The following is a 21,825-nucleotide window of genomic DNA, read 5'->3' as shown; positions in this document are numbered from 1 at the left end:
CATTGGAGAAGCTCTTCTTCATCCCCATGGATACGCTCATGGCCGTGCTGCTGGCGCTGTTCGCCGCGGCGATGCTGGCCATCGTGTACCTGGCGGTCCGCAACCCCGTCATGGTAAAGATGGCGCTGCGTAACATCCCCCGCCGGCCCGGCATGACTGCGCTGATCATCATCGGCGTGATGCTCAGCACAGTCATCATGTCCGCCGCCTTCGGGACGGGCGACACCCTGAGCTACTCCATCCGCAAGGAGGCGATCACCGGCCTCCAAAATATCGACGAGATCGTTCTCCCCGCCCGCTCCGGCGGCGGCGGCGCGGTCTTCGGCCGCACCTACATCCCCTACACGCAGTTTGAGAACGTACGCGACCGGTTCGCGGGGGATAGCCGCATCGACGGGATGATGCCGCAGCTTGCGGAGTCCGTCCCCGCGCTGGCGGTGCGGTCTTCCCAGACCGAGCCGGGCATGAACGTCGTCGGCATCGACCCGGCGCACATGGGCGGCTTCGGGGACCTGCTTTCGACGGCCGGCGGCCCGGCTGACATCGGGGCTGTGCCGGAAGGCCAGGTCTTCGTAAACCGGCCCGCCGCGGAGTCGCTGGATATTGAGAAGGGCGATGTAATCCGCCTCTTCCTCAACGATCTCCAGGTCAACGTCACCGTCCGCGACATCATAGAACGTGGCGGCATCGCCGGCCGTGAGCCAACAATCGTGATGCCGCTGGAACACATGCAGCGGATGTTCACGAAGATCGGGCAGATCAATTCCCTCCTCGTATCCAACCGTGGGGGCGTGCTGGAGGGCGCAGAGCTAGGCCGCGAGGTCTCGCGCGATCTGCGCCTGGTGTTCAGCAACCGCGACGTGGCCGGCGAGATCAAAAGAGGCCTTAACACGCCGGACACACTGCGCATGCTCCAGGAGAAGGCCACGCCGCTGGAGGGCGAGCTACGGACGGACGTTGACTCGCTGATCGCGGAGATTCAGAAGGACGGTGTAAGCGACGAGCTCGTCAGCCTGCTCGGCGACGCGCCGGTTGTGCAATTCGTCCTGTCTTCCCTGTTCGACAGCGACATGGGCTCCACCGGGACGGCAGTCGCCATCCTCATGGACCGGCTGTCCGAGATGCGCGTGCTGAACATCAAGCAGAACGTGCTCAGGGAGGCCGACGAGGCCGGCAGCGTGGTGACGACCATCTTCATCACATTCAGCCTCTTCTCCATCATGGTCGGGATCCTGCTGATCTTCCTGATCTTCGTTCTCCTCGCGGCCGCGCGGAAGTCGGAAATGGGCATGGCGCGCGCGGTCGGCGCAAAGCGCAGGCACCTGGTGCTGATGTTCATATTCGAGGGCGCGGCTTACGCCGTAGTCTCCGCGGCAGTAGGCGTCGCGCTCGGGCTGGCGGTGAGCGCCGTCGGCATCCGCGTCATCAATTCCCTGGCGGAGGACATCGGCGAGAACTTCAGCCTCACCGTCCACTTCGAGCCCCGCAGCATCGTCGTCGCGTACTGTCTTGGCATGGTCATTACTCTCGCGACGGTGGCATTCTCCGCGTACAGGGTCAGCAGGCTGAATATCGTCGTCGCGATCCGCGGCCTCCCGGAGGCGCTCGCCGCCCCCAAAGAACCCCGGTTCCGCTCGCGCCTCTTTTCATTCCTGCGGGCGCTCGTCCGGCCGGTCTATTTCCTCTGGAAGGCGGTCACTGCCCTGCTCAGGAAGCGCCCGGGCGCGGCACTCCTGAACGCCGCCAGGGCCGTTCTCTGGGTTGTCGCCTTCCCGCTGTGGATAGCAGACATCGCAATCGGCCTTTTCAAGTTCGTGTGGACGTACCTCCTTCGCGGCTGGCTCACGTTCCTCGCCGGCACGGCAATTGCGTACATGACCGTGACCACATGGAAGCAGGTGGCCTGGTTCGGCTCGGGCGTCTCGCTGATGCTGATCGGCATGGGGCTGCTCCTTCGCGTGGCGCTGAAGCGCACCAGTATGTGCCCGGAGGCGCGTGATCGCCTGGCGTTCACGCTCACTGGCCTGGCCCTGCTCCTGTATTGGGTGCTCCCGCTTGGCTTTTTCGAGCCGGTCACGGGCAAGCTGGAAGGCAACTTCAACGTGATGTTCGTTTCGGGCATTGCCATGGTGGCCGCAGCGGTCTGGACGGTCATGTACAACGCCGACATCCTCATGAAGGCGTTCACATCGGCCACGCGCGGCGTGGGCAGGCTGCGCCCAGTCCTCACTACCGCCGTCGCATATCCCATGAGCGCCAAGTTCCGCACCGGCCTCACCCTTGCAATGTTTGCGCTGGTCGTTTTCACCCTGATGGTGATGTCCGTACTGACGGAGACGTTTAGCACGCAGTTCTCAGAGCCGGACGTCGTCACCGGCGGGTGGGATATCGGAGCAGAGGTAAACCTGAATACGCCCGTGACGGACATCCGGGCAGCGATTGCGGCAGAGCCGTCACTGGACCCGGGCGACTTCGAAGCGATCGGCGGCTATACGAGGGCGCCGGTCCAGGCGCGGCGGGCCGGCGCGGAGACCCAGGGCTGGGAAAGTGAGCCAGTCCTGCTGGCGGACCAAGGGTTCCTCCGCCAGTCCGAATACACCTTTAAGCTGGTCGCGGAAGGCTACGGGCCTGCAGCGATAGACGTATGGCAGGCGATCGCGGATAACCCCGGCCTCGCAGTCGTCAGCGGCTACATGGTGGAGAGCAAGGCGCCCGCAGCCGGCGGGAAGGATGACTCCCTGCTCAACGCGTACTATAACGACAGCCGGATGGAAGCCGTTGAGCTGGAGCTGCGCGAGCCGAACAGCGGCGGCACGGCCCGCGTGAAAGTGATCGCCGTTATAGACCGCGTTCACGACGTGCACGGGATCATAACCTCAAAGGCGGCACTGGACGCCGTGCTTCCCGCGCCGGTACCCATCACCACCCACCTGTTCAGATTGAAGGATGGCGTCGACAGGGCGGCGACGGCGAAGGCCATCGAGGCGGCGTTCCTGGAACACGGCATGGACGCCGTGGTTCTCGAGGAGCAGCTTCTCCAGGCCGCCGCCGCCGGCAAGACATTCTTCCGCCTGTTTACCGGCTTCATGGCCCTCGGACTTTTCGTCGGCGTCGCCGCGCTCGGCGTCATCAGCACCCGCGCCGTCGTGGAGCGCCGACAGCAGATCGGGGTGCTCCGCGCCATCGGCTACCGCCGCCGCATGGTCCAGTGGTCGTTCCTGCTGGAGTCGTCTTTTATCGCAGTCCTGGGCACGGTCATCGGCGGCATCCTGGGAATCGTCCTATCCTACAACGCTGTAATGGACATTCGCGCGCAAGAGGGCGCCGACAACATCCGCTTCACCATTCCGTGGCTCCAGATAGCGATGATTCTCGGCCTCACGTGGGTCTTCTCTGTCATCGCGACCTACATGCCCGCCCGCCAGGCCTCAAAGACATACCCCGCGGAAGCGCTGAGGTACGAATAGCATCCCGCTCACAGGCAAGTCTGTTCTCCCTTTAGTGACCATATCCGCCACGGCGCGGCCGATGGCCGGGGCCAGGAGAACGCCCTTCCTGCCCGCCCCAGTAGCGACGTACGCGTTCTCCCAGCTGGGCGCCGGGCCTATCACCGGCAGCCGGTCAGGCGACATCGGCCGGAGGCACGCGGTATGCGAAGCTACTGTAATTTCCAGTCCGGGCGCCATTCGGCGCACCTGCGCCGCCAGCGCCGACCGTCCGTCCAGGTCGGTCGCAATGTCCGATTTGCCGTGCTCCTCCGTCCCACCCACCCAGACGAGGCCGTCTGCCTTGTGAACAAGCGACATCTCGCCGTGCAGGGAGTAGCCCAGCCGCCGGCCGGGTGCCTTGAGATGCAGGATCTGTCCTTTCAGCGACACGATGGGCAGCGGTACGCCGAGCCACTCTCCCGCCGTCCGCGACTCCGTCCCCATAGCCGCCAGGAACGCCCCCGCATCTATCCGGCCGGCTGTTGTGGACACCGCAGTTACCCGTCCACCCTGTCGCTCAAGCCCAATGGCCTCCGCCTTGACCAGTCTCGCACCCAGTCTCTCGGCCCCCTTCGCCAGCGCCACGTTGTAGTCATAGCTGTCCAGGATGCCGATGCTCTCCACCAGCAGCGCGCCGCGCGACTCCGGCGTCAGCCTGTCGTCCAGCAGAGTCACCTCCTCTGCCTCCAGCCATCGCGTCCTGAACATGCCGTCGCCGTCCAGACGGCCCTGCAGCGCCCGGAGCACCGGCACGTAGCTCTCGTCCAGCGCAAGCTCCAGGTGCGGCATCATCACCGGTTTGAAGTCCACGCCGGACTCCGCGATAAGCTCCGCCCAGGCGGCCGTGTGCATCTGGAAAGACGCCCTTGCCAGCGCCTCCAGCGGACCCGGTATGCCGTCGCCCGTGAATGGGTTGAGCGACCCTACTGCGTATCCTGACGGCCCGGTGGCTATTCCACGCCCCTCCACCACCGTTACCGCGGCGCCCTGCTTCGCCAGGAAGTAGGCCGCCGCGCACCCGACCACCCCGGCCCCTGCGATCACCACATCTGCTGTTAGAGCCATCGCGCCACCCCGCCTTCAAGTTTGCCCAAACACAATACCAATCGCAGTCTCCCCCGCGGTAGCCGTTTCACCCCCTCCTTCCTCAAAATTTCCATGAATCCACCTTCATTGTTTCCGGGCACACGCTACCCGTTTTTGCTTTGTCTGGCCCACTGCCCACTGCTCACTGCCGTCCCAGTGTGTTAAGCTTGGAGTTGCGAAATTCGTCGCAATGCGAATCGCACCGCCGGTCCGGGCTGTGGTCGCCCGTACCGGCAGGACTACTCCGGGGGTTTTTTTGCATGCTGAAGACCATGGAGTACATGGAGCGCTACAAGTTCGAGCAGTTCACGATGTGCTACGAGCCCTCGGTGGGCCTCAAGGCGTTCATCGCCATCCACAGCACGACGCTCGGCCCTTCTTCCGGCGGCGTTCGCATCTGGCCGCACCCCACGGAAGAAGACGCGATCATGGACGCCCTCCGACTGGCGCGCGCGATGACGTACAAGTCCGCGGTTGCCGGCATCCCGCTCGGCGGCGGCAAGGGCCTCATCTGGGCCGACTCCCGCAAGGACAAGAACGAGGCGATGCTCCGGGCCTTCGGACGCTTCGTGGACACGTTGGGCGGCCGCTATATCACCACCGAGGACGTGGGCATGACCCCGCGCGACCTGGAGCACATCGCCCAGGAGACGAAGTACGTCGTCGGCCTGCCGCGCACGATGGGCGGCTCCGGCGACACCTCAGAAATGACCGGCCTCGGGCTCTACCTGGGCATGAAGGCGTGCGCAAAGGAGCTCTGGGGAAGCGACAGCCTGGCGGGCAAGACGATCGCCATGCAGGGCTTCGGCAACGTGGGCCGCAACACGGCCTACCACCTGGTGAAAGAGGGCGTGAAGCTGGTCGTCGCCGACTTCTACCAGCCCGCGACAGAGGTTGCGAATTCCCTGGGCGCGACGATCGTCAAGCCGGAGGAGATATACGACCAGAAGGCTGACATCTTCTCCCCGTGCGCCCTCGGCGCGGTGATCAACGACAACACGATCAAGCGCATCAAGGCGCCGATCATCTGCGGCGGCGCGAACAACCAGCTGGCCGAGGAGCGCCATGGAGAGCAGCTCCACCAGATGGGCGTCCTCTACGCTCCCGACTACGTGGTGAACGCCGGCGGCATCATCAACGCCTCCTGCGAGGTCGGCGTGACCTACAACCCGGACCGCGCCAAAGAGATTACGCAGCGCATCTACGACACCACGCTCAAGGTCTTCCAGACCTCCAAGGACGAGAAGATTCCGACGAGCGTCGCGGCCGACCGCATGGCGGAGCGCCGCATCGCGGCCACGCGCAACATCAAGCCCATGAAGAGGGCGGAACACTGAGAAAAGGGTGTTGGGTGCTGGGTGCTGGTCTCGGATCGGACCCAGCACCCAGTACCTAGCACCCAGCACCCCGAAAGGCTCCACCCATGCAGACTCGACCCTTCGGCCGCACAGGCCTCAACATCACGCCCATCGGACTCGGCCTCGCCGAGATTAACAGGCACGAGGACGCAAAGGCGGACTTTGCGGCGGCCGGTCGCGTGCTGGGGGCGGCGCTGGACTCCGGTGTCAACTTCCTGGACACGGCTGCGATGTACGGCAACACGGAAGAGATGATCGGGGCGTCGGTCTCACACCGGCGCGCCGACTTCATCCTCGCCACCAAGTGCGGCCAGGTCTACGGCGACGCCGTCGGCCAGCCATGGTCCGCCCCAGTGATCGAGCACTCCATAGACCGAAGCCTCAGGCGCATGAAGACGGAGTGCGTGGACATGGTACAGCTGCACTCGTGCAGCCTGGCGGTGTTGCAGCGCGGCGAAGCGATTGAGGCGATGCAGAAGGCGAAGAAGGCGGGCAAGACGCGCTTCATCGGCTACAGCGGCGATAACGAGCCCGCGCGGTGGGCGGTGGAGAGCGGCCTCTTCGACACGCTCCAGACCAGCTACAACCTCGTGGACCAGCGCGCGCGCACCACAGGTCTGCTCAAGCTGGCGCGCGCCAAAGGCATGGGCATAATCATCAAGCGCCCGGTCGCCAACAGCGTGTGGGGCAAGAGCGAGTCGCCCTACCCCTACGCCAACGAGTACCTTCGCCGCGCAAAGATATTGCGGGACCTGGGTCCCATCCCCGGAGCGCCGGAAGACGCCATCCTTCTCGCAATGGGCTTCGTAATGGCACACCCCGAGGTGGACACCATTATCGTCGGATCCCACAACCCTGCGCACATCAGATCGAACATCGAGATGGTGGAGAAGCGCCTGCCCATCCCAACCGAGGCCGTCCGCGAGCTCCAGCGTCGCTTCGAGCAGCACGGCGCCGATTGGGTGCAGCTGCAGTAGGGTTGCTGCGCTTTCACATCTGCAGATCCTGAAGTGGACTAGATTCAGTTGGCCTGTTAGGATTCAACTTGACGGACTACCCGTCGCATTTCGAGTAACAAAGGCCTCACCACCCATGTCCAATTTCATTCAGAGCTCGATCACATGGGGTGACATTATTGCAGCCGCAGTTGCCGTGCTTATAGCTTTAGCGGGCACTGGGTGGTGGTGGTTCAGGAGCTTGCGCGACGAGTATGCCAAATTCGAAATGAGGTTCCTTAACCCAACCTTAACAGTGGATCCAGAGAGGGAACGCAGATCATCCACACTCTGGTTGTCGCCAGGTGAGTCTATTGTGCGTATTACTCTGCGACCTAGAATTCCCATCGCATCAATCAACCAAATCGACTTCTCCGCTTTCGACAACCGACGCTATCCAATGAGGTTACTTCCAAGAGCTGTAGGACGGAATAGAATTCCCGCTTCATTGATGCAAGCAACGGCATTGCGGCACCAGGGCGATGACTACACGTGGTCTAACTGGCAAATCACGAACGTTTGGGTGGCGATAAAGGAACTGTGTTAAAAGACGCGTTTCCTTTCACTGAAGGCGACAGACAGGTCTTCGAGATCAAATACCAGGTATCGAAAGCTTTAGACGGGTGGGACGGGGTACTTGGACTCAAGCTGCAGTACGTTCAGAGCGGCAACCGCCGAAACGCGAAAGTGAACTCAAAGATATTTGTCAGCGCATGCAACCATAAGCCGTTGACTTTCCGACTGCGGCATGTTCAAATCGCGCTTGCTGTGGCGGCGAGTCCGCCAGATGAAGGCTCTTCAAAGTCCTAATTTGCGATCAGTGTTAGTCATCGTTTCTTGGCCCCACTCACAACTTCCCCATAAACTCCACAAGCGCGGCCGCCGCCTCGCGATAGACATCCGTCTGAGTGCGGCCCGTGGACTTCAGCACCTTGAAACCGTGGTCCGCGCCATCCAGCAGGCGCACGGTCGAGTCGGGCACCTGCGCCGCCGCGGCCCGTAGTTGCTCCGGAGTGGCGTACGTGTCCTTCGTGCCCGAGCAGAATAGAGTCGGCGCCTTGATCGCGCTCAGATGGCCGTCGCGCGCCTCGGTCTTCCCCGGTGCGATCAACGGGTACGCGAAGAGCGCGAGCCCCGCAACCTTCTCACCCTGCGCCACCACGTGCGACGCCATCCTGCCGCCCATGGACCGGCCGCCGATCACCACCCGCTTCCCCGTTGGGACGGCGCGTATTACCGCCCTCCAGGTCGCCTCAAGGACGGGCGGGCGGTCCGGTGCGCTCTTGCCTGCCTCTTTGTACGGAAACTGGAACCTGATAGACGAGTAATCCAGACGGGCCAGCTCTTCCTGGGCGTACACACCGAAAGGGTCGTTGATATTCGACCCCGCTCCCGGAGCGTAAGCGAACACAATGTCCCGCGCTGCCCCGGCGTCGGCATACTCCGCCGTTACCGTAATCGAGCCCGGCACCTGCACTGCCATTCGCTTCGTCTTCACGGCCATTGGTAAACCTCACGTTGCATTCCGATGGTGCGATGGACTTGAGGCCCTGATGTCTTGACCAACTACTAACTACTAACTACCTCCTACCTGCTACGGCCTCGCCACAACGAACGATTCGTCCACGAACCACAGGCCGCTGTACCGGCGCAAAACGTCGCGCGTCGCGTCCAGGTACGCGCCGTGGCTCATCGCCTCCCGCAGGTGCTCGTCCTCTATCTGCGCAACGTAGGTCGCGGCGTTCCACGCGGCGAGGATGGTCGAAGTCCCGATGCTGCTCGCGATCTCGCTCGGCCCCACCTGCAGCTCGTAGCGGAACTCCGCCTGTGAATCGCGGTAACTGAGGTACCGCAGCGAGGGGTTCGATTCGCCGAGTTGGGCCCTCATCTCGCGCAGAAGCGCCTGGCGCGGCGTTGTGAACGGGTCCTCCTCAGGCCATATCTTGCGGATGATCTCCATCCCCGGGTCCTTACCGGTGGACTGGATGACGACCATGCACCCGCCGGATGCGAGCGACCGCGCCAGCGGGGCGAGCACCTTGCGCAACTTGACCTCCGCAGGCTGCTTTGCGCGGTACGGCTGCGCCGCTATGACGATGTCGTACTGGCTGTCGCGCTCAAGCTTCCGGGGGATTATCGGCGCCAGCGGCCACGCCTGGTCCTGGCGGTAAAGGATGAGCACCGAAGGCGTCACGTAAACCGGGTTTCCTGCCATGCTCGGCCGAGTCTGCCACCACTCCTGCAGGTCCGGCTCAAGCTCGCGGATCTGGCGGTCGAAATCGTGGGCAGTGCTCCCCTTCAGCGGCACCTCCACCCAGTTGAGCTTCGCTCGATTGGCTTCCGTGTTGGGGTAGAGCCACGGCGCCTCACTGTAGAACATGTTGGTGACCACCAGCACCGTTTGTGGGTGCTCGAAGAAGCGGTCCGCCATCTTCTCCAGGCTGAGGCGCACGTCCTCCTGGCTGATCTCCTTGCCAACGATGAGGAACGGCACCGTCGGGTGCCTGTGGTGGAGCTGTCGCATGACGCGGGTCAGGACCGTGGCGTTGCCCATACCGGCGTCGAAGAGCCGCAGCGCGGGCTGCACAGGCTGGATGTGCCTGGTCTCCCGCGCTATCCGGTCGGCTATGACCTGCTTTTCATTGCAGGTGTAGACGAACTGGAGGTACTTCTCGCGGTTGTCGAAGAACCGGAACGGCGCCTTTCGCCGCCCGGCGTCCGCGTGGTCAAACACTGCCCGGCTTGTCTCGGTGGCCATTTTCGCACCCGTCCCGTGAGTACAGCCTTTGGAGCACGTCCCCGTCTCAACTCCCCAATGATACAATCAACTCAGGCTGATGCAACACGGCGCTCGCGCATTCGGGGGTCAACGCATGGCAACGTACTTCCTGTTGATGAAGCTCACTCCTGAGGGCAGGCAAAAAGTCCTGGACGACCCCTCCAGCATGCTGCAGGCGCAGCAGGGAGTGCACGTACCGGAGGTGCAGGTGATGGGGCTGTACGGCGTGCTCGGTGATTACGACTTCGTGAGTGTCATCGACGCGCCCGACAACGCATCGGCCGCGCGCTTCTCTCTTGAGCTCGGCGTCCGCGGCGGCGTCCATGTCACTACCTTGCCGGCCATCCCTATCAGCAAGTTTGAAGACCTGCATGAAAAGGGTATGGAAAACATGCTCGCCGGGGCCATGGCCAATCCTCCGGGCACCTCCATGGCTGACCAGATCAAGGAAGTCGAGGAGATGCCGCGCGAAGGACGTCAACACCGCCAGTCCCAGTGAATCCAGCCGCCTGCGCCGCGCGGCTAGCCTTCTCCGAAGCTATGAGAACATTTTCTTCGCGATGATCTCCCGCATCATCTCGGAAGACCCGGCCGCAATTGTCCACAAGCGGTAGTCCCGGGCAAAGCGCTCTATCGGCGTCTCGCGCATGTACCCCATGCCGCCATGCATCTGCACCGTCTCGTAGGCCACGCGGTTCGCCGCCTCGGTGGAGAACAGCTTCGCCATGGATACCTCCATCGAGCACTCATGGCCCGCAGCATACTTTGCTGCGGCGGAATACGTGACCTGCCGGGACGCCTCCACCAGAGTCGCGGCGTCAGCCATCCTGTGCCGAAGGGCCTGGAACTCCGCCAGCGGCTGCCCGAATGCCTGCCGTTGCTTAAGGTACGCGACAGTATCCTCAACGGCCTTTCGCGCGGCCGAGATGCTCAGGACCGCGGAGAGCAGGCGCTCCCGCTGGAGACCGGCGGCAAGCTGGTAGAAGCCCCTGCCCTCCTCGCCAAGCAGGTTCGCCGCTGGCACGCGAACGTTGTCGAAGTGCAGCTCCGCTGTGTCGGACGAACGCATGCCGGTCTTGTCCAGCTTCTTCGACACCGTTAGCCCGGACGCGCCGCGCTCGACGATAATCTGGGAGAGCTGCTGGTGCTTGCGACCGGTATCGCGAGAGCGCGCCGCCACGAAGTAGAGGTCCCCATAGACGCCGTTGGTGATGAATGTCTTTGAGCCGTTGATGACCCAGTGATCGCCGTCGCGCCGCGCGGTCGTCGCTAACGACGCCATGTCGGACCCCGCGCCGGGCTCGGTGATCGCAAGCGCACATACCTTCTCGCCGCTCGTGATGGCCGGCAGGAAGCGCGCCTTCTGCTCCGGCGTGCCCACCCTGGCGAGCCACGGCGAAGACATATCCGTATGCACGACGATGCTGAACGCCACGCCCCCAGCCCCACAGCGGGCGAGCTCTTCCGCGAGCACGACCGTAATCCAGAAGTCCGCTTCCGATCCACCGTACTCCACCGGGTATTCGACCCCCAGGAACCCCATCTCACCCATGCGCCTGAACACCTGGCGGGGGACAAGGCCGTCCTCCTCCCAACGCGCGACATTGGGAGTTAACTCCTCCTGCACAAACCGCCGGACAGTTTTCCGAAACAGCTCGTGCTCATCGGTGAAATACATAAGACCCCTGTTCGTGACCGCAAAGTCCACTGTGCTCTCAGCGGTTAATCTCTCTTGGACTTGCGTGTAATCTCCAGCTTGCGTAGCTCGTTGCGCCGGATCTTTCCGCTGATAGTCTTCGGCAGCTCCGCCATGAACTCCACCTCACGCGGGTACTTGTAAGGCGCAGTTGTCCTCTGCACGTGCTCCTGAAGCTCCTTTGCGAGCGTATCCGATCCGGCGAACCCCGGCTTCAGGACGACGAACGCCTTGACGATCTGCCCCCTGATTTTGTCTGGGCTGCCGACAACCGCCGCCTCGGCGACCGCCGGATGCTCTATCAGGGCCGACTCCACCTCGAACGGCCCGATGCGGTAAGCCGAGCTCTTGATTACATCGTCGCCGCGGCCGACGAAGGAGTAGTAGCCCTCCTCGTCCAGCGTCGCGCGGTCGCCGGTGTAGTACCAGTCGCCTCGGAAGCAGTTCGCGTTCGCCTCCGGGTTCTTCCAATAGCCCTCGAACAGCCCCACCGGCCGGACCGGCCGGTGGCGGATCGCCACCTCGCCCTCCTCGCCGTGCGGCAGCACGTTGCCCTTGTCGTCCACCACCGCCATGTTGAAGCCCGGCGCCGCCACGCCCATTGAGCCCGGCTTGTACCTCATGCCCGGGAACAGCGCGATGCACAGCACAGTCTCGGTCTGGCCGTATCCCTCCCACACGTGGTGGCCCAGGCCCTCCTTCCAAGCATCAATGACCTCGGGGTTCACGGGTTCGCCGGCCCCCACGCAATGGCGCAGAGCCATGGGCTTTATCTTGTTGAGGTCCTCCAGAATGAGCATGCGGTACGCTGTCGGCGGCGCCATGAACGTGCTGATGGGGTACTTCTCGAACATCTGCAGAGTGCCAAGAGGGTCGAACCGGCCCCGGTGGTCCCACACGAACAGCGCCGCGCCCATATTCCACGGCGCGAAGAGGCACGTCCATGCAGCCTGGGCCCAGCCCGTGTCCGACAGAGTGTAGTGCAGGTCCGTCGGCCGGTTATCGAGCCAGAATTTGCCCGTGATGATGTGCCCCACCGGGTACGACGCGTGGGTGTTGAGCACCATCTTGGGGTTGCCCGTTGTGCCGGATGTGAAGTACACCATCAATGGCTCAGAAGACAGATTGTTCGGGTTCGGAAGACTCGGCGATGCCTGCGCCATCAGCGTCTCATAGTCGAGCAACCCTTTCCCACCGCCCACGACTACTACCTTCTCCAGTGTCGGACACTCGCCCCGAAGCGCCTCGAACTTTGGGTAGTTGTCGGCATCTGTCACCGCGATCTTGATCCCAGCCGCATTCATGCGGTAAACAAGGTCCTTGTGCGTGAGCTGCGTGGTGCCGGGCACGGATATGAACAGACCGCGTATGCAGCCAAGAACGACCTCCCACCATTCCGGTATGCGCGGAAGCATGATAAACACGCTGTCCCCCGGCCGGGCGCCCACGCCCGAGAGGACATTTGCGGCCCTGCGCGACCGCTCCCCCATATAGCGATATGTGATGTTCTTCGTCGTCTTGCCATCGTGGCTTAACCAGACCATAGCGACCTTGTTGGGGTCACGCCCCCACCGGTCGAAGACCTCGTAAGCCCAGTTGAAGTGCTCAGGCGCCGTAAGCCGGAAAGTGCGGTAGGTCTCGTGGTAGTTGCCGATCTGGTAGTTCGAAGTTGAAGCCATGTGAAACCCCGAATGGTGCGCTAAACGCGCGGGCTATCGTTAAGACGGTAGCCATTGTACATGACACACCGCTCACATCGTAGAGAGACCATGCCGGGGGTCTCTACCGCCGACAGAACCCGTCACGCCCGCACGCCAGGCAGTTATCCATGAGAAGTCCCGGCGGGCCGGCTCTAAGGAACGAACACTTCAGCTTCGTGGTCGTTGATCGCGGGCGGTGGCGCGGCAGGCGCGGGCGTCATGTCGTTCACCTTGAACGGCTGGGAGAGGTAACGCACGCCGGCGAGCTCGGTGAATACGCCGCGGGCGAGGAACTGCGCAGACGAGAATACGTCATTGAGACTGGTGACCAGGGCAGCAGGCACATCCGCCTTCTGGAGAATCGCCTCCCATTCCGCCCCGCCCTTCAGCCAGAAGGCGCGACCCAGCATCGCGCGCACGCGGTCTGTCTGCATCATGCGGTCGTGGAAGGTCAGAGACGCCATTTCTGCGAGGTCTTGAAACCCGGAGGCCTTGCAGAAGCGCTCCCAGAAGTGGTCCTCGTTTACAATCCCCAGGCTTATCCACTTGCCGTCGCGGCACAGGAATAGGCCGTACGTGGGAATGGCGGTCACGTTGGGCTGAAAACGGCCCTCCTGATGCTTGCCGCCGATGTCCGGCGTGATCATCGCCAGCGCCGACTCCGCCATGGACAGGTCCAGGTACGCGCCCTTCCCGGAGGCGGTCCTGCCCGCGACTGCCGCAAGGACGGCCACCGCGGCGTAGAGGCCGGAGGCCATGTCGGAGATCAGCACCGCGGGGGCGTACGGACGGCCCTCGATGGCCGACTGGACGGCCAGGTACCCGCTGAGCGCGACGTAGTTCAGGTCGTGCCCTGGCCGGTCGCGCCATGGCCCGTCCTGGCCGAATCCTGAGATAGAACAGTAGACAATGCCGGGATTTATCGCGGAGAGTGTCTCGAAGTCTGCGCCCAGGCGCTTCGCGACTCCGGGCCGCGAGCCCTCCAGCACGATGTCCGCCTTCTCTACCAGCGTCCTGAGCCGCTGCCGGCCAGCGTCCGACTTGAGGTTGAGCGCCACGCTCATCTTGCCGCGGTTGAGCTGGGCGAACATGTCCGGCGCGGACACACGGAGCGGGTCGCCGCCGGGCGGCTCAACCTTTATGACTCGGGCGCCAAGGTCTCCAAGAATCGACGAACAGAACGGTCCCGGCGTGTTCGCCGTGAGGTCGATCACAGTGAGGTGCGAGAGGAGAGGCATGAAGTGAAGGCCGCCGTGTCGAAATGGGGCCAGTCTATCAGCGGGTCAGGCGGGCGTCAATTAGCGGTCTACAGGTCAGTATCAAACAGGGGCAGAATGTCTCGGCGCTGGTCCAAAACTCTAAGAATGACAACTTCGTCGCGGGAGACTGTGTATATGATGGCATAGTTCCCAGCGGGCAGACTCCTGGCATCTGCCATCAAGTCAGGTCGCGGGCGGCCGAGATAAGGCTGGTCCCTCAAGGACCTGTATTTCTCGCGAATCAAGTTGTTTATCCTGCGAGCCGCTTGCAGGTTGTCCCTTGCAATATACTCCAGTATCTCCAATTCATCGTTCCGGGCTTCAGGTGAAACTCGGAGCTTGCGCATAGGCTTATGACGCCTTCTTCTGCGCTTTGCGCTGGCTCAGGAATTCGTTCCACGTCTGCTCGGAAAATGCGTCCAGTTCATCATCGGTGTTGAGCCGGTAACCTTCGCCACGCTTCACCTGGTCCACAGCCACCTGGATGTCGCTTCGCAGCGCATCGAGCTTCGCAGTCAACACCCTGTCCCGCTCCTCAATGAGCCGCAGCCCCTCCCTCACTACCTCGCTGGCGGAGTTGTACTGCCCGGACTCCACCTTTCTCCTGACAAGCTCTTCCAACTGGGGTGTCAAAGAAACATTCATCGGCGTGTCCTCCCTCAGCATGAGATTAACGCCGGGTAGGAGTAATGTCAATCTTTGCCATCGGTGGTCTGATCCCAGTCGATGGCCCCCTCTTAACAGACCGCAACGCTCTCCAGGTGGCGCACAACCCCCCACAGGTCCGCGATCGTCTCCGGGTCGTTCATCAGGGACACAGTCTCCGGGTCCCGTATAAGGTGCAAGGCTTCGATTCCGGCCGCCCTCGCGCACAGCACATCGGCCTCATAGGAGTCGCCGATCATGATCGCCTCTTCCGCGCTGACACCCAGCTTCTCGAGCGCGGCATGAAAGACCTCCGGCATCGGCTTTCGGTATCCGATCTCAGTCGAGCTTACTACCGCGTAGAAGCATCGGGCTATGCCGAGCCTGTGGGCGTAATCGCGCTGGTGGGAGCCGTTGGAGACAATCGCCAGTTTATAGCCGAGCGCGCGGAGCCTGGCTATCGCAAGCTCAGTATCGGGGTAGAGGGCATCGCGGAGCGAATTTGACTCCAGGCGGCTCTTGAGTATATGGCGATCGGCGATCATATCCAGGTGGGTAACAAGCGCAATGTTGAACTCCTCCCAGAACCTGTCCACCACTTCCGACGGGTTGGGCAACCCCCACGTCTCCATACGGTTCCACCGGTGAGCAAAAGAGATCCAGACGATGTCGTAGGCCATGCTGACTGACGCCTGCGACACATTGAAGCCAAGTTGCGTCAGTGTCTGGAACCATACGCCCTTTCGCCCGCCTATCTGCCGGCCCGGCTCCCACAGCGTCCCCCCAGCATCCAGAAGTATCGCCTTGACAGCCATCTCGCTCCTCTCTTTCACGGCTGGCCCATTGGTACTAGTCCGTTCTTCGTAGGTGAAAACGAGCGATTTACGACAGTGTCAGGCGTTTTCGGAGCGATCCATCAAATTCCCTTATGAGTTGCATTCTGAATGCTACAGGGTCGTTTGACTGGCAGATATTCCGGTGCTACACTCGCCGCGAATTCGACAGGAGAGGCGTAAATGGCATACAGAGTCGGCGTAGATGTAGGTGGAACGTTCACAGACCTTGCACTTTACGACACGAAAACCGGCAAGCTGGAGTTCGGAAAAACCTCTTCGACACCGCAGAACCAGTCAATAGGAGTTGCGAACGGAATAAGGGACCTCGCTGCCCGACTGAAGATACCCGCAGGCGAGATCCAGTTCTTCATCCACGGCACAACCGTAGCAACGAACACCATGCTGGAGCGTAAGGGCGCGAAGACGGCCCTCATCGTAACGAAGGGTTTCCGCGACGTGCTGGAGATCGGCAAGCAGGACCGGCCCAGCCTCTACGACTGGCGCGTCCGCCGCCCGGACCCCCTCGTCCCCAGGCACTTGCGGTTTGAGGTGACGGAGCGAATGCTCCACACAGGAGAAGTGCTTACCCCGCTGGACAAGATGGACCTGGCTGCGACCATTGAGGAAATCAGGAAGGCGGAGGTGCAGGCCATCGCGGTGTGCCTCCTCCACTCATACGCCAACCCGGCGCACGAGAAGGCCATAGGCGAGGCGATAAAGAAGGCGATGCCGGACGTGAAGCTATCGCTCTCTCACGAGGTGCTCCCGGAGTTCAAGGAATACGACCGCATGAGCACGACGACGATCAACGCGTACGTCGGGCCGGTCATGGAGCGCTACCTGACCCGCCTCCAGAAGGCGATCAACGACGTGGGCGTGCAATCGGACGTCTACATCATGCAGTCCAACGGCGGCACCACCAGCGCTGGCCACTCCGCCGAGCGCCCCGTCCAGACGATCCTCTCCGGCCCGGCGGCGGGCGTCATCGGCAGCAACGCCATCGCCAACCAGGCAGGCGAGATGAACGTCATCTCGGTGGACATGGGCGGGACGAGCTTCGACATCTGCCTTGCCTACAAGGGCCAGATAAGGCGCACGAAGGAAAGCGAGATAGAGCGCCTGACTGTGAAGGTGCCGATGGTGGACATTAACACCCTCGGCGCGGGCGGCGGCAGCATCGCGTGGATAGACCAGGGCGGCGCGCTCCGTGTAGGCCCGCGCTCGGCGGGCGCGCAGCCGGGGCCGGCGTGCTACGGACGCGGCGGCACGGTGGCGACGGTCACGGACGCCAACCTCGTGCTCGGCAGGCTCGGCAAGGACAGCCTGCTCGGAGGCACGATGACGCTGGACATCGAGCTCGCCCGCAAGGCGATACAGGACAACATCGCCGGCCCGCTCAAGCTGGGACTCGATGAGGCCGCCGAAGGCATCATCCGCGTCGTCAACGCGGGCATGATAAAGGGGATACGTGTAGTCTCCATCGCTCGCGGCTACGACCCTCGCGAGTTCGCGCTCGTCGCGTTCGGCGGCGCAGGGCCTGTTCACGCGGCGGAGCTGGCGTTCGAGATGGACATCCCGCGTGTGCTCGTCCCAATCGCTCCGGGCGTGACCTCCGCGATGGGCCTGCTGATGGCGGACATGCGGCACGACTTCGTCCGCACCGTGCTCAAGCCGGGGAACGAGATCCAGCCGGCCAGCCTCACAGCATGGTACGAGGAGCTTGAGCGCGAGGCGATCGACCAGATGAACCGGGAGAAGATGCCGGAGGAGTCGGTCACTCTCGTCAGGCTGGCCGAGATGCGGTACGTCGGCCAGGGCTACGAGATCGATACGCCCCTGCCGCCGGGCAAGATCACCATGCAGCAGTTCGCCGAGGCGTCGCAGAGGTTCCACGACGCGCACAAGCAGCGCTACGGCTACTCCAACCCGGCCAACCCGGTTGAGGTGGTCAACCTCCGCCTCACCGCTATCGCTGCCACACCCAGCCCCAGGCTGGAGGCGGCGCCGCTCAAGGGGTCCAAGGACCCTGCGAAGGCCGTAAAGTCGCAGCGCCAGGTCTACTTCAAGGGCAAGCGCTCCGCGACGAACGTCTACGACCGCCCCAAGCTACGGCCCGGCGACCGCCTTACCGGCCCGGCCATTGTGGAGCAGCTCGACGCCACGACCGTTATCTGGCCGCACCAATCGGCGCGCGTGGACGCATACAGAAACATCATCATCGAACAGGCGGCTAAGTAATGCCAAAAAGCAAAGTCGATCCCATTACGCTCGAAGTGATGCGCAACGCCTTCTACTCCATCTCGGACGAGATGGTTGCGGCGCTCGTGCGCGCCAGCTACTCCACGAACATCAAGGACCGCCGCGACACGTCCGGCGCGATATATACCGCCACTGGCGATATGGCGGTCGTCGCGATGAGCGAGGTGGCCACGCCCGTACACCTGGGCACGATGCACTCCGCGGTGAAATCCGCGCTCTCCATCTACCCGCTGGAAAAGCTGGAGCAGGGCGACGCCATCGCGTTTAACATCCCCTACCCGGCCGGACCCGGCCACCTGAACGACCTCGCGCTGATCTCGCCGGTCTTCTACAAGGGCCGCGTAATCGCCATCACAGCCAACCAGGCGCACCACGTGGACATGGGCGGCTACGCGCCGGGCTCCATGCCGTTCGGCGTCACGGAGATATTCCAGGAGGGGCTGCAGATACCTCCCGTGAAGCTCTTCAAGAAGGGAGAGATAGACCCTGACCTGTGGTCGCTGATCTCCCAGAACGTGCGACCGCAGAAAGAGGTGCGCGGCGACCTCATGGCGCAGTTCGCGGCAAACGTCGTGTGCGAGAGCCGGCTCACCGAGCTGGCGGACAAGTACGGCCCGGAGAACGTCGAGCTGTACCTGGACGAGATGCTGAACTACTCGCAGCGCCGCATGGAGTCCGCGCTCAAGCTTATCCCCATCGGCAAATACTCCTTCGAGGACGTGATCGAGGGCGACGGCATAACGACGGACAGGATCACAATCCGCGTCACCATCGAAGCGAAGGGCGACTCCATCACTACAGACTTCACCCAGACGGACAACGGCTGCCTCGGCCCCCTCAACTGCCGGTGGCCATCGGTGGCGGCATGCGTCTATTACGTGCTGAAGGCGTGCCTGGACCCGGACATGCCTGCCAACGCAGGCTCGTACCGCCCGGTGGATATCAGGGTGCGTGAAGGCTCGCTACTCTCCGCGATATTTCCGACCGCCGTCTGCAACGCCAACATCATTACCACGCAGCGCATCGTGGACGTTCTGATCGGCGCGCTCGCGAAGGTGATTCCCGAAAGGGTCGCGGCGGCCAGCTCCGGCACGATGAACCTGCTCAACATCGGCGGCCAGGACAAGCGGCGCGGCGTCTATTTCAACTACATCGAGACCTACGCCGGCGGCCAGGGCGCCATGCACGACCAGGACGGCATGGACGCCGTCCAGAACCACATGACGAACACCCGCAACTCCCCCGCAGAGGTGATAGAGGTCGCCTACCCGCTGCGCATCGAGGCGTACGAGCTTATCCCCGACTCCGAGGGCGCGGGCAAGCACCGCGGCGGTGTTGGCCTGCGAAGGTCCATCCGCGTCCTCGCCGACCGTGTGGGCTTCACGCTCAGCTCTGACCGCGCGGAGGTAGCGCCGTGGGGCCTCTTCGGCGGCCAGGACGCGCGCACCTCGAAGTGCGTGGCGCAGGCCCCCGACGGCAAGGAGCGGCGCTTCCCGTCCAAGGTGACCACAAGCGTCCTCAAAGACAATCTGATCGTCACCGAGACCCCCGGCGGCGGCGGCTGGGGCGATGCGAAGCAGCGCGACCCCGAAGCCGTGCGCCGCGACATCATCTCCGGCGTGATCTCCCGCGACCGCGCGCGCGACGTCTACGCCGTGGCGTTCAAATCAGGCACCAACGAGATCGACGAGGCGGCGACAAAGCGGCTGAGGAAGTAGCTTGGGAATAGCAGAACGCGCACCGCTCCTGATAATCACCGGCTCCATCGGCGCAGGCAAGACCACCGTGCTGGGCGACGCGACAGGTTTGCTGTGCGACGCGAAGGTGCCTCACGCCGCGATAGACCTCGACTGGCTTACCCAGATGTTCCCGGACCCGGTCGACTACGGACACTCGCTGATGATGGCAAACCTCGCGGCGATCTGGCCTATCTATGTCGCCGCCGGAGCGCAGCGCCTGCTGGTAGCGAGGGCGCTTGAAAGCCGCTCAGAGCTCGAGGACTACCGAAGGGCTGTACCGCACGCAGATGTACAGGTGTGCAGGCTGCTCGCCTCGATAGATAACATGGCCGAGCGCGTCCGCCGCCGGGAGATAGGTAGCTGGCGGGAGGAGGGGCTGGCGAGATCCGCGGAGCTGGCGAGAATACAGGACCGCTCCTTGGTGGAGGACTTCACCATTAACAACGAAGCGGGCCGCAACGTCACAGAGTTGGCGCGCGAAGTGCTCGCCCGGGCGGGATGGCTCTAGAGTGCGTTCGTATTGGCAGGCTCTGCCTGCCTCCGAAATGCAAGGAGGCAGAGCCTGCCAATACGAAACCAGGAGCCGGCACCGATGCATCGGGTCCCCTGCGAGGAGCAGGCGTCCGCGGTATTCAGATAGAGTGCGCTACCACGAAATCGAAGACTGGACTGGAGGTCCGATGACCACACCCAAACTTATCAGCCACACCTTCGACAAGAGCGCGGAGGCGTGGCATACGTACGACTACCACTGGAGCATGGTTGCCAAGCGCGAGAATATCTTCATTCTTGCCACTCACCAGAAGGCCGGCGGCGTGAACGGCGGCGGGTATATCTGGACGGACGAGTCGCGCTGGAGCACGGACTCGCCGGAGGAGCCCGTCTCGATCCTGGCGCTGCTCAATTACTCCAGCTGGCTGGGCCACGACAACCTGGACCTGCGTAACGCGGTGGTCTCCGTATACCTGCGCGGGGACGGGCTGGCCCTGGACAACGCGAAATGCTACTTCTGGGCGCACGTGAGTGGCACCCGCTGGCACTACACGAGCCACCCCTTGTCCATTTCTCACGGCAGGTGGGCGGACAACCCAAACGTCTTCGCGCTCAGCCCGGACAAGGCAAAGTGGCACAATAGCTGGGCCCGCGATCCGGCCCGCGCTACTCCCCTCGAGTCCACCCTTGCGAAGTGCGAGAGCTTCGGGTTCTCGTTTGTCGGATTCAAGAGCGAGCCCACGGGCAAGTTTTCGATGGACGAGTTCGCGTTGCAATTGCGATGATGCAGACATACACACAGACAAGCGTGTTGCATAGTGTGTAATCGAGGTGAAGCTATATGCCAACGAACCTGAATATCGACGATCAACTGATTGAAGAGGCCCGTCGTATCGGTGGGCACAAGACAAAGCGTGAAGCCGTGAACGCCGCACTGGACGAGTATGTGCGCCGAAGGAAGCAGCTTGAAATTATCAAGCTCTTCGGCACCATTGACTTCGACCCTCCGTTCGATTACGAGTCCCGCGGCAAGGGGAAGGCGTGAACGTTCTCGTTGACGCCTCAATTTGGTCGCTTTCCCTGGCCAGGAGAGCGAATCTCAACCCCTACCAGGAGGGCCTTCGCGCCGAGCTAATGGAGCTCATATTCGAGAATCGCGCCGTGTTGCTCGGCCCGGTGCGACAGCAGGTCTTGTCGAGGATTCCAAACCCGGAAGCCTTTGAGCGCCTGCGCCTCATGTTCAGAGATATGCCGCACACGGACACCGTCGTTGAGGACCACGAGGGGGCGGCCATGTACTCTTTGATGTGCCGAACGACAAACATCCGAGTGGACCCAACGAATATCCTTATCTGCGCGGTAGCCGAGCGCAAGGAATTGGCCGTCTTCACAGACAATATCGAATTCAACAGGATCAGCGCGGCCGTGCCGGTGCGCCTTCACAATATTCGCCCAGAGCTACAGAATCCACCGACCTAGGTTGAAGGAGCCCA

The 21,825-nt window shown here is 62.8% G+C and carries 19 protein-coding genes; 10 read left to right on the top strand and 9 right to left on the bottom strand.

Translation table 11 applies throughout. From position 1 onward, the window contains the following. Positions 1 to 2: 2 nt before the first annotated feature. On the top strand, positions 3 to 3,467 hold the full coding sequence (locus tag FJ319_02260) for an FtsX-like permease family protein (GenBank protein ID MBM3933118.1): 3,465 nt from the start codon (positions 3 to 5) through the stop codon (positions 3,465 to 3,467). Here the strand turns inward: FJ319_02260 and FJ319_02255 are convergent. Next, positions 3,429 to 4,553, bottom strand: a complete 1,125-nt coding sequence (locus FJ319_02255) for an FAD-binding oxidoreductase (GenBank protein MBM3933117.1) — start codon at positions 4,551 to 4,553, stop codon at positions 3,429 to 3,431. The genes FJ319_02260 and FJ319_02255 overlap by 39 nt on opposite strands. Positions 4,554 to 4,834: 281 nt before the next feature. On the opposite strand from FJ319_02255, the gene FJ319_02250 reads away from it, so the two are divergent. After that, positions 4,835 to 5,911: a Glu/Leu/Phe/Val dehydrogenase gene (locus FJ319_02250; protein ID MBM3933116.1), complete on the top strand. Its 1,077-nt coding sequence runs from the start codon at positions 4,835 to 4,837 to the stop codon at positions 5,909 to 5,911. Positions 5,912 to 5,997: 86 nt separating this feature from the next. Further along, positions 5,998 to 6,909 (top strand): aldo/keto reductase, encoded by a 912-nt coding sequence (locus tag FJ319_02245; GenBank protein MBM3933115.1) that lies wholly within the window; start codon positions 5,998 to 6,000, stop codon positions 6,907 to 6,909. Between the two features lie 865 nt (positions 6,910 to 7,774). Here the strand turns inward: FJ319_02245 and FJ319_02240 are convergent. Together FJ319_02240 and FJ319_02235 are read right to left on the bottom strand one after the other, a co-directional pair. After that, entirely contained in the window at positions 7,775 to 8,431 is a 657-nt protein-coding gene (locus FJ319_02240; GenBank protein MBM3933114.1) for a dienelactone hydrolase, read from the bottom strand. A gap of 90 nt (positions 8,432 to 8,521) precedes the next feature. Continuing rightward, positions 8,522 to 9,685: a hypothetical protein gene (locus FJ319_02235; protein MBM3933113.1), complete on the bottom strand. Its 1,164-nt coding sequence runs from the start codon at positions 9,683 to 9,685 to the stop codon at positions 8,522 to 8,524. Positions 9,686 to 9,764: 79 nt separating this feature from the next. Here FJ319_02235 and FJ319_02230 point away from each other — a divergent pair, with 79 nt between their 5' ends. Beyond that, the gene (locus tag FJ319_02230; GenBank protein ID MBM3933112.1) at positions 9,765 to 10,205 is read left to right on the top strand and encodes a GYD domain-containing protein; all 441 of its coding nucleotides are present in this window, start codon (positions 9,765 to 9,767) and stop codon (positions 10,203 to 10,205) included. 39 nt (positions 10,206 to 10,244) lie between these two features. Here FJ319_02230 and FJ319_02225 read toward each other — a convergent pair whose 3' ends face one another. From FJ319_02225 to FJ319_02200, 6 genes are all read right to left on the bottom strand, one after another. Further along, a complete protein-coding gene (locus tag FJ319_02225; protein MBM3933111.1) occupies positions 10,245 to 11,384 on the bottom strand; it encodes an acyl-CoA dehydrogenase in 1,140 nt (379 codons plus the stop codon). 44 nt (positions 11,385 to 11,428) lie between these two features. Next, on the bottom strand, positions 11,429 to 13,081 hold the full coding sequence (locus tag FJ319_02220; GenBank protein ID MBM3933110.1) for an AMP-binding protein: 1,653 nt from the start codon (positions 13,079 to 13,081) through the stop codon (positions 11,429 to 11,431). A gap of 173 nt (positions 13,082 to 13,254) precedes the next feature. After that, positions 13,255 to 14,340, bottom strand: coding sequence for a CoA transferase (locus FJ319_02215; GenBank protein ID MBM3933109.1), 1,086 nt, complete (start codon positions 14,338 to 14,340; stop codon positions 13,255 to 13,257). A gap of 68 nt (positions 14,341 to 14,408) precedes the next feature. Then, complete coding sequence (locus tag FJ319_02210) at positions 14,409 to 14,708, bottom strand: type II toxin-antitoxin system RelE/ParE family toxin (protein ID MBM3933108.1); 300 nt, start codon at positions 14,706 to 14,708, stop codon at positions 14,409 to 14,411. A gap of 4 nt (positions 14,709 to 14,712) precedes the next feature. Continuing rightward, the gene (locus FJ319_02205; protein MBM3933107.1) at positions 14,713 to 15,006 is read right to left on the bottom strand and encodes a type II toxin-antitoxin system ParD family antitoxin; all 294 of its coding nucleotides are present in this window, start codon (positions 15,004 to 15,006) and stop codon (positions 14,713 to 14,715) included. Positions 15,007 to 15,098: 92 nt separating this feature from the next. Beyond that, positions 15,099 to 15,821, bottom strand: a complete 723-nt coding sequence (locus FJ319_02200) for an HAD family hydrolase (GenBank protein ID MBM3933106.1) — start codon at positions 15,819 to 15,821, stop codon at positions 15,099 to 15,101. Between the two features lie 201 nt (positions 15,822 to 16,022). On the opposite strand from FJ319_02200, the gene FJ319_02195 reads away from it, so the two are divergent. The 6 genes from FJ319_02195 (at position 16,023) to FJ319_02170 (ending at position 21,811) form a co-directional block, all read left to right on the top strand. Continuing rightward, positions 16,023 to 18,080, top strand: a complete 2,058-nt coding sequence (locus tag FJ319_02195; GenBank protein MBM3933105.1) for a hydantoinase/oxoprolinase family protein — start codon at positions 16,023 to 16,025, stop codon at positions 18,078 to 18,080. Further along, positions 18,080 to 19,819, top strand: a complete 1,740-nt coding sequence (locus FJ319_02190) for a hydantoinase B/oxoprolinase family protein (protein ID MBM3933104.1) — start codon at positions 18,080 to 18,082, stop codon at positions 19,817 to 19,819. The genes FJ319_02195 and FJ319_02190 overlap by 1 nt, the downstream gene beginning before the upstream one ends. A 1-nt stretch (position 19,820) precedes the next feature. Beyond that, positions 19,821 to 20,348: a hypothetical protein gene (locus tag FJ319_02185; GenBank protein ID MBM3933103.1), complete on the top strand. Its 528-nt coding sequence runs from the start codon at positions 19,821 to 19,823 to the stop codon at positions 20,346 to 20,348. A 172-nt stretch (positions 20,349 to 20,520) separates the two neighbouring features. After that, positions 20,521 to 21,117: a hypothetical protein gene (locus FJ319_02180; protein ID MBM3933102.1), complete on the top strand. Its 597-nt coding sequence runs from the start codon at positions 20,521 to 20,523 to the stop codon at positions 21,115 to 21,117. A gap of 56 nt (positions 21,118 to 21,173) precedes the next feature. Further along, positions 21,174 to 21,377 (top strand): type II toxin-antitoxin system VapB family antitoxin, encoded by a 204-nt coding sequence (locus FJ319_02175; GenBank protein MBM3933101.1) that lies wholly within the window; start codon positions 21,174 to 21,176, stop codon positions 21,375 to 21,377. Next, on the top strand, positions 21,374 to 21,811 hold the full coding sequence (locus FJ319_02170; GenBank protein ID MBM3933100.1) for a PIN domain nuclease: 438 nt from the start codon (positions 21,374 to 21,376) through the stop codon (positions 21,809 to 21,811). The genes FJ319_02175 and FJ319_02170 overlap by 4 nt, the downstream gene beginning before the upstream one ends. Positions 21,812 to 21,825: the final 14 nt, after the last annotated feature.

It is taken from the genome of SAR202 cluster bacterium, from assembly GCA_016872355.1.
GTDB lineage: Bacteria > Chloroflexota > Dehalococcoidia > Lucifugimonadales > VGZY01 > VGZY01.
The sequence above is the reverse complement of the archived record's forward strand: the minus strand, read 5'-3'. Positions and strand labels throughout refer to the sequence as shown.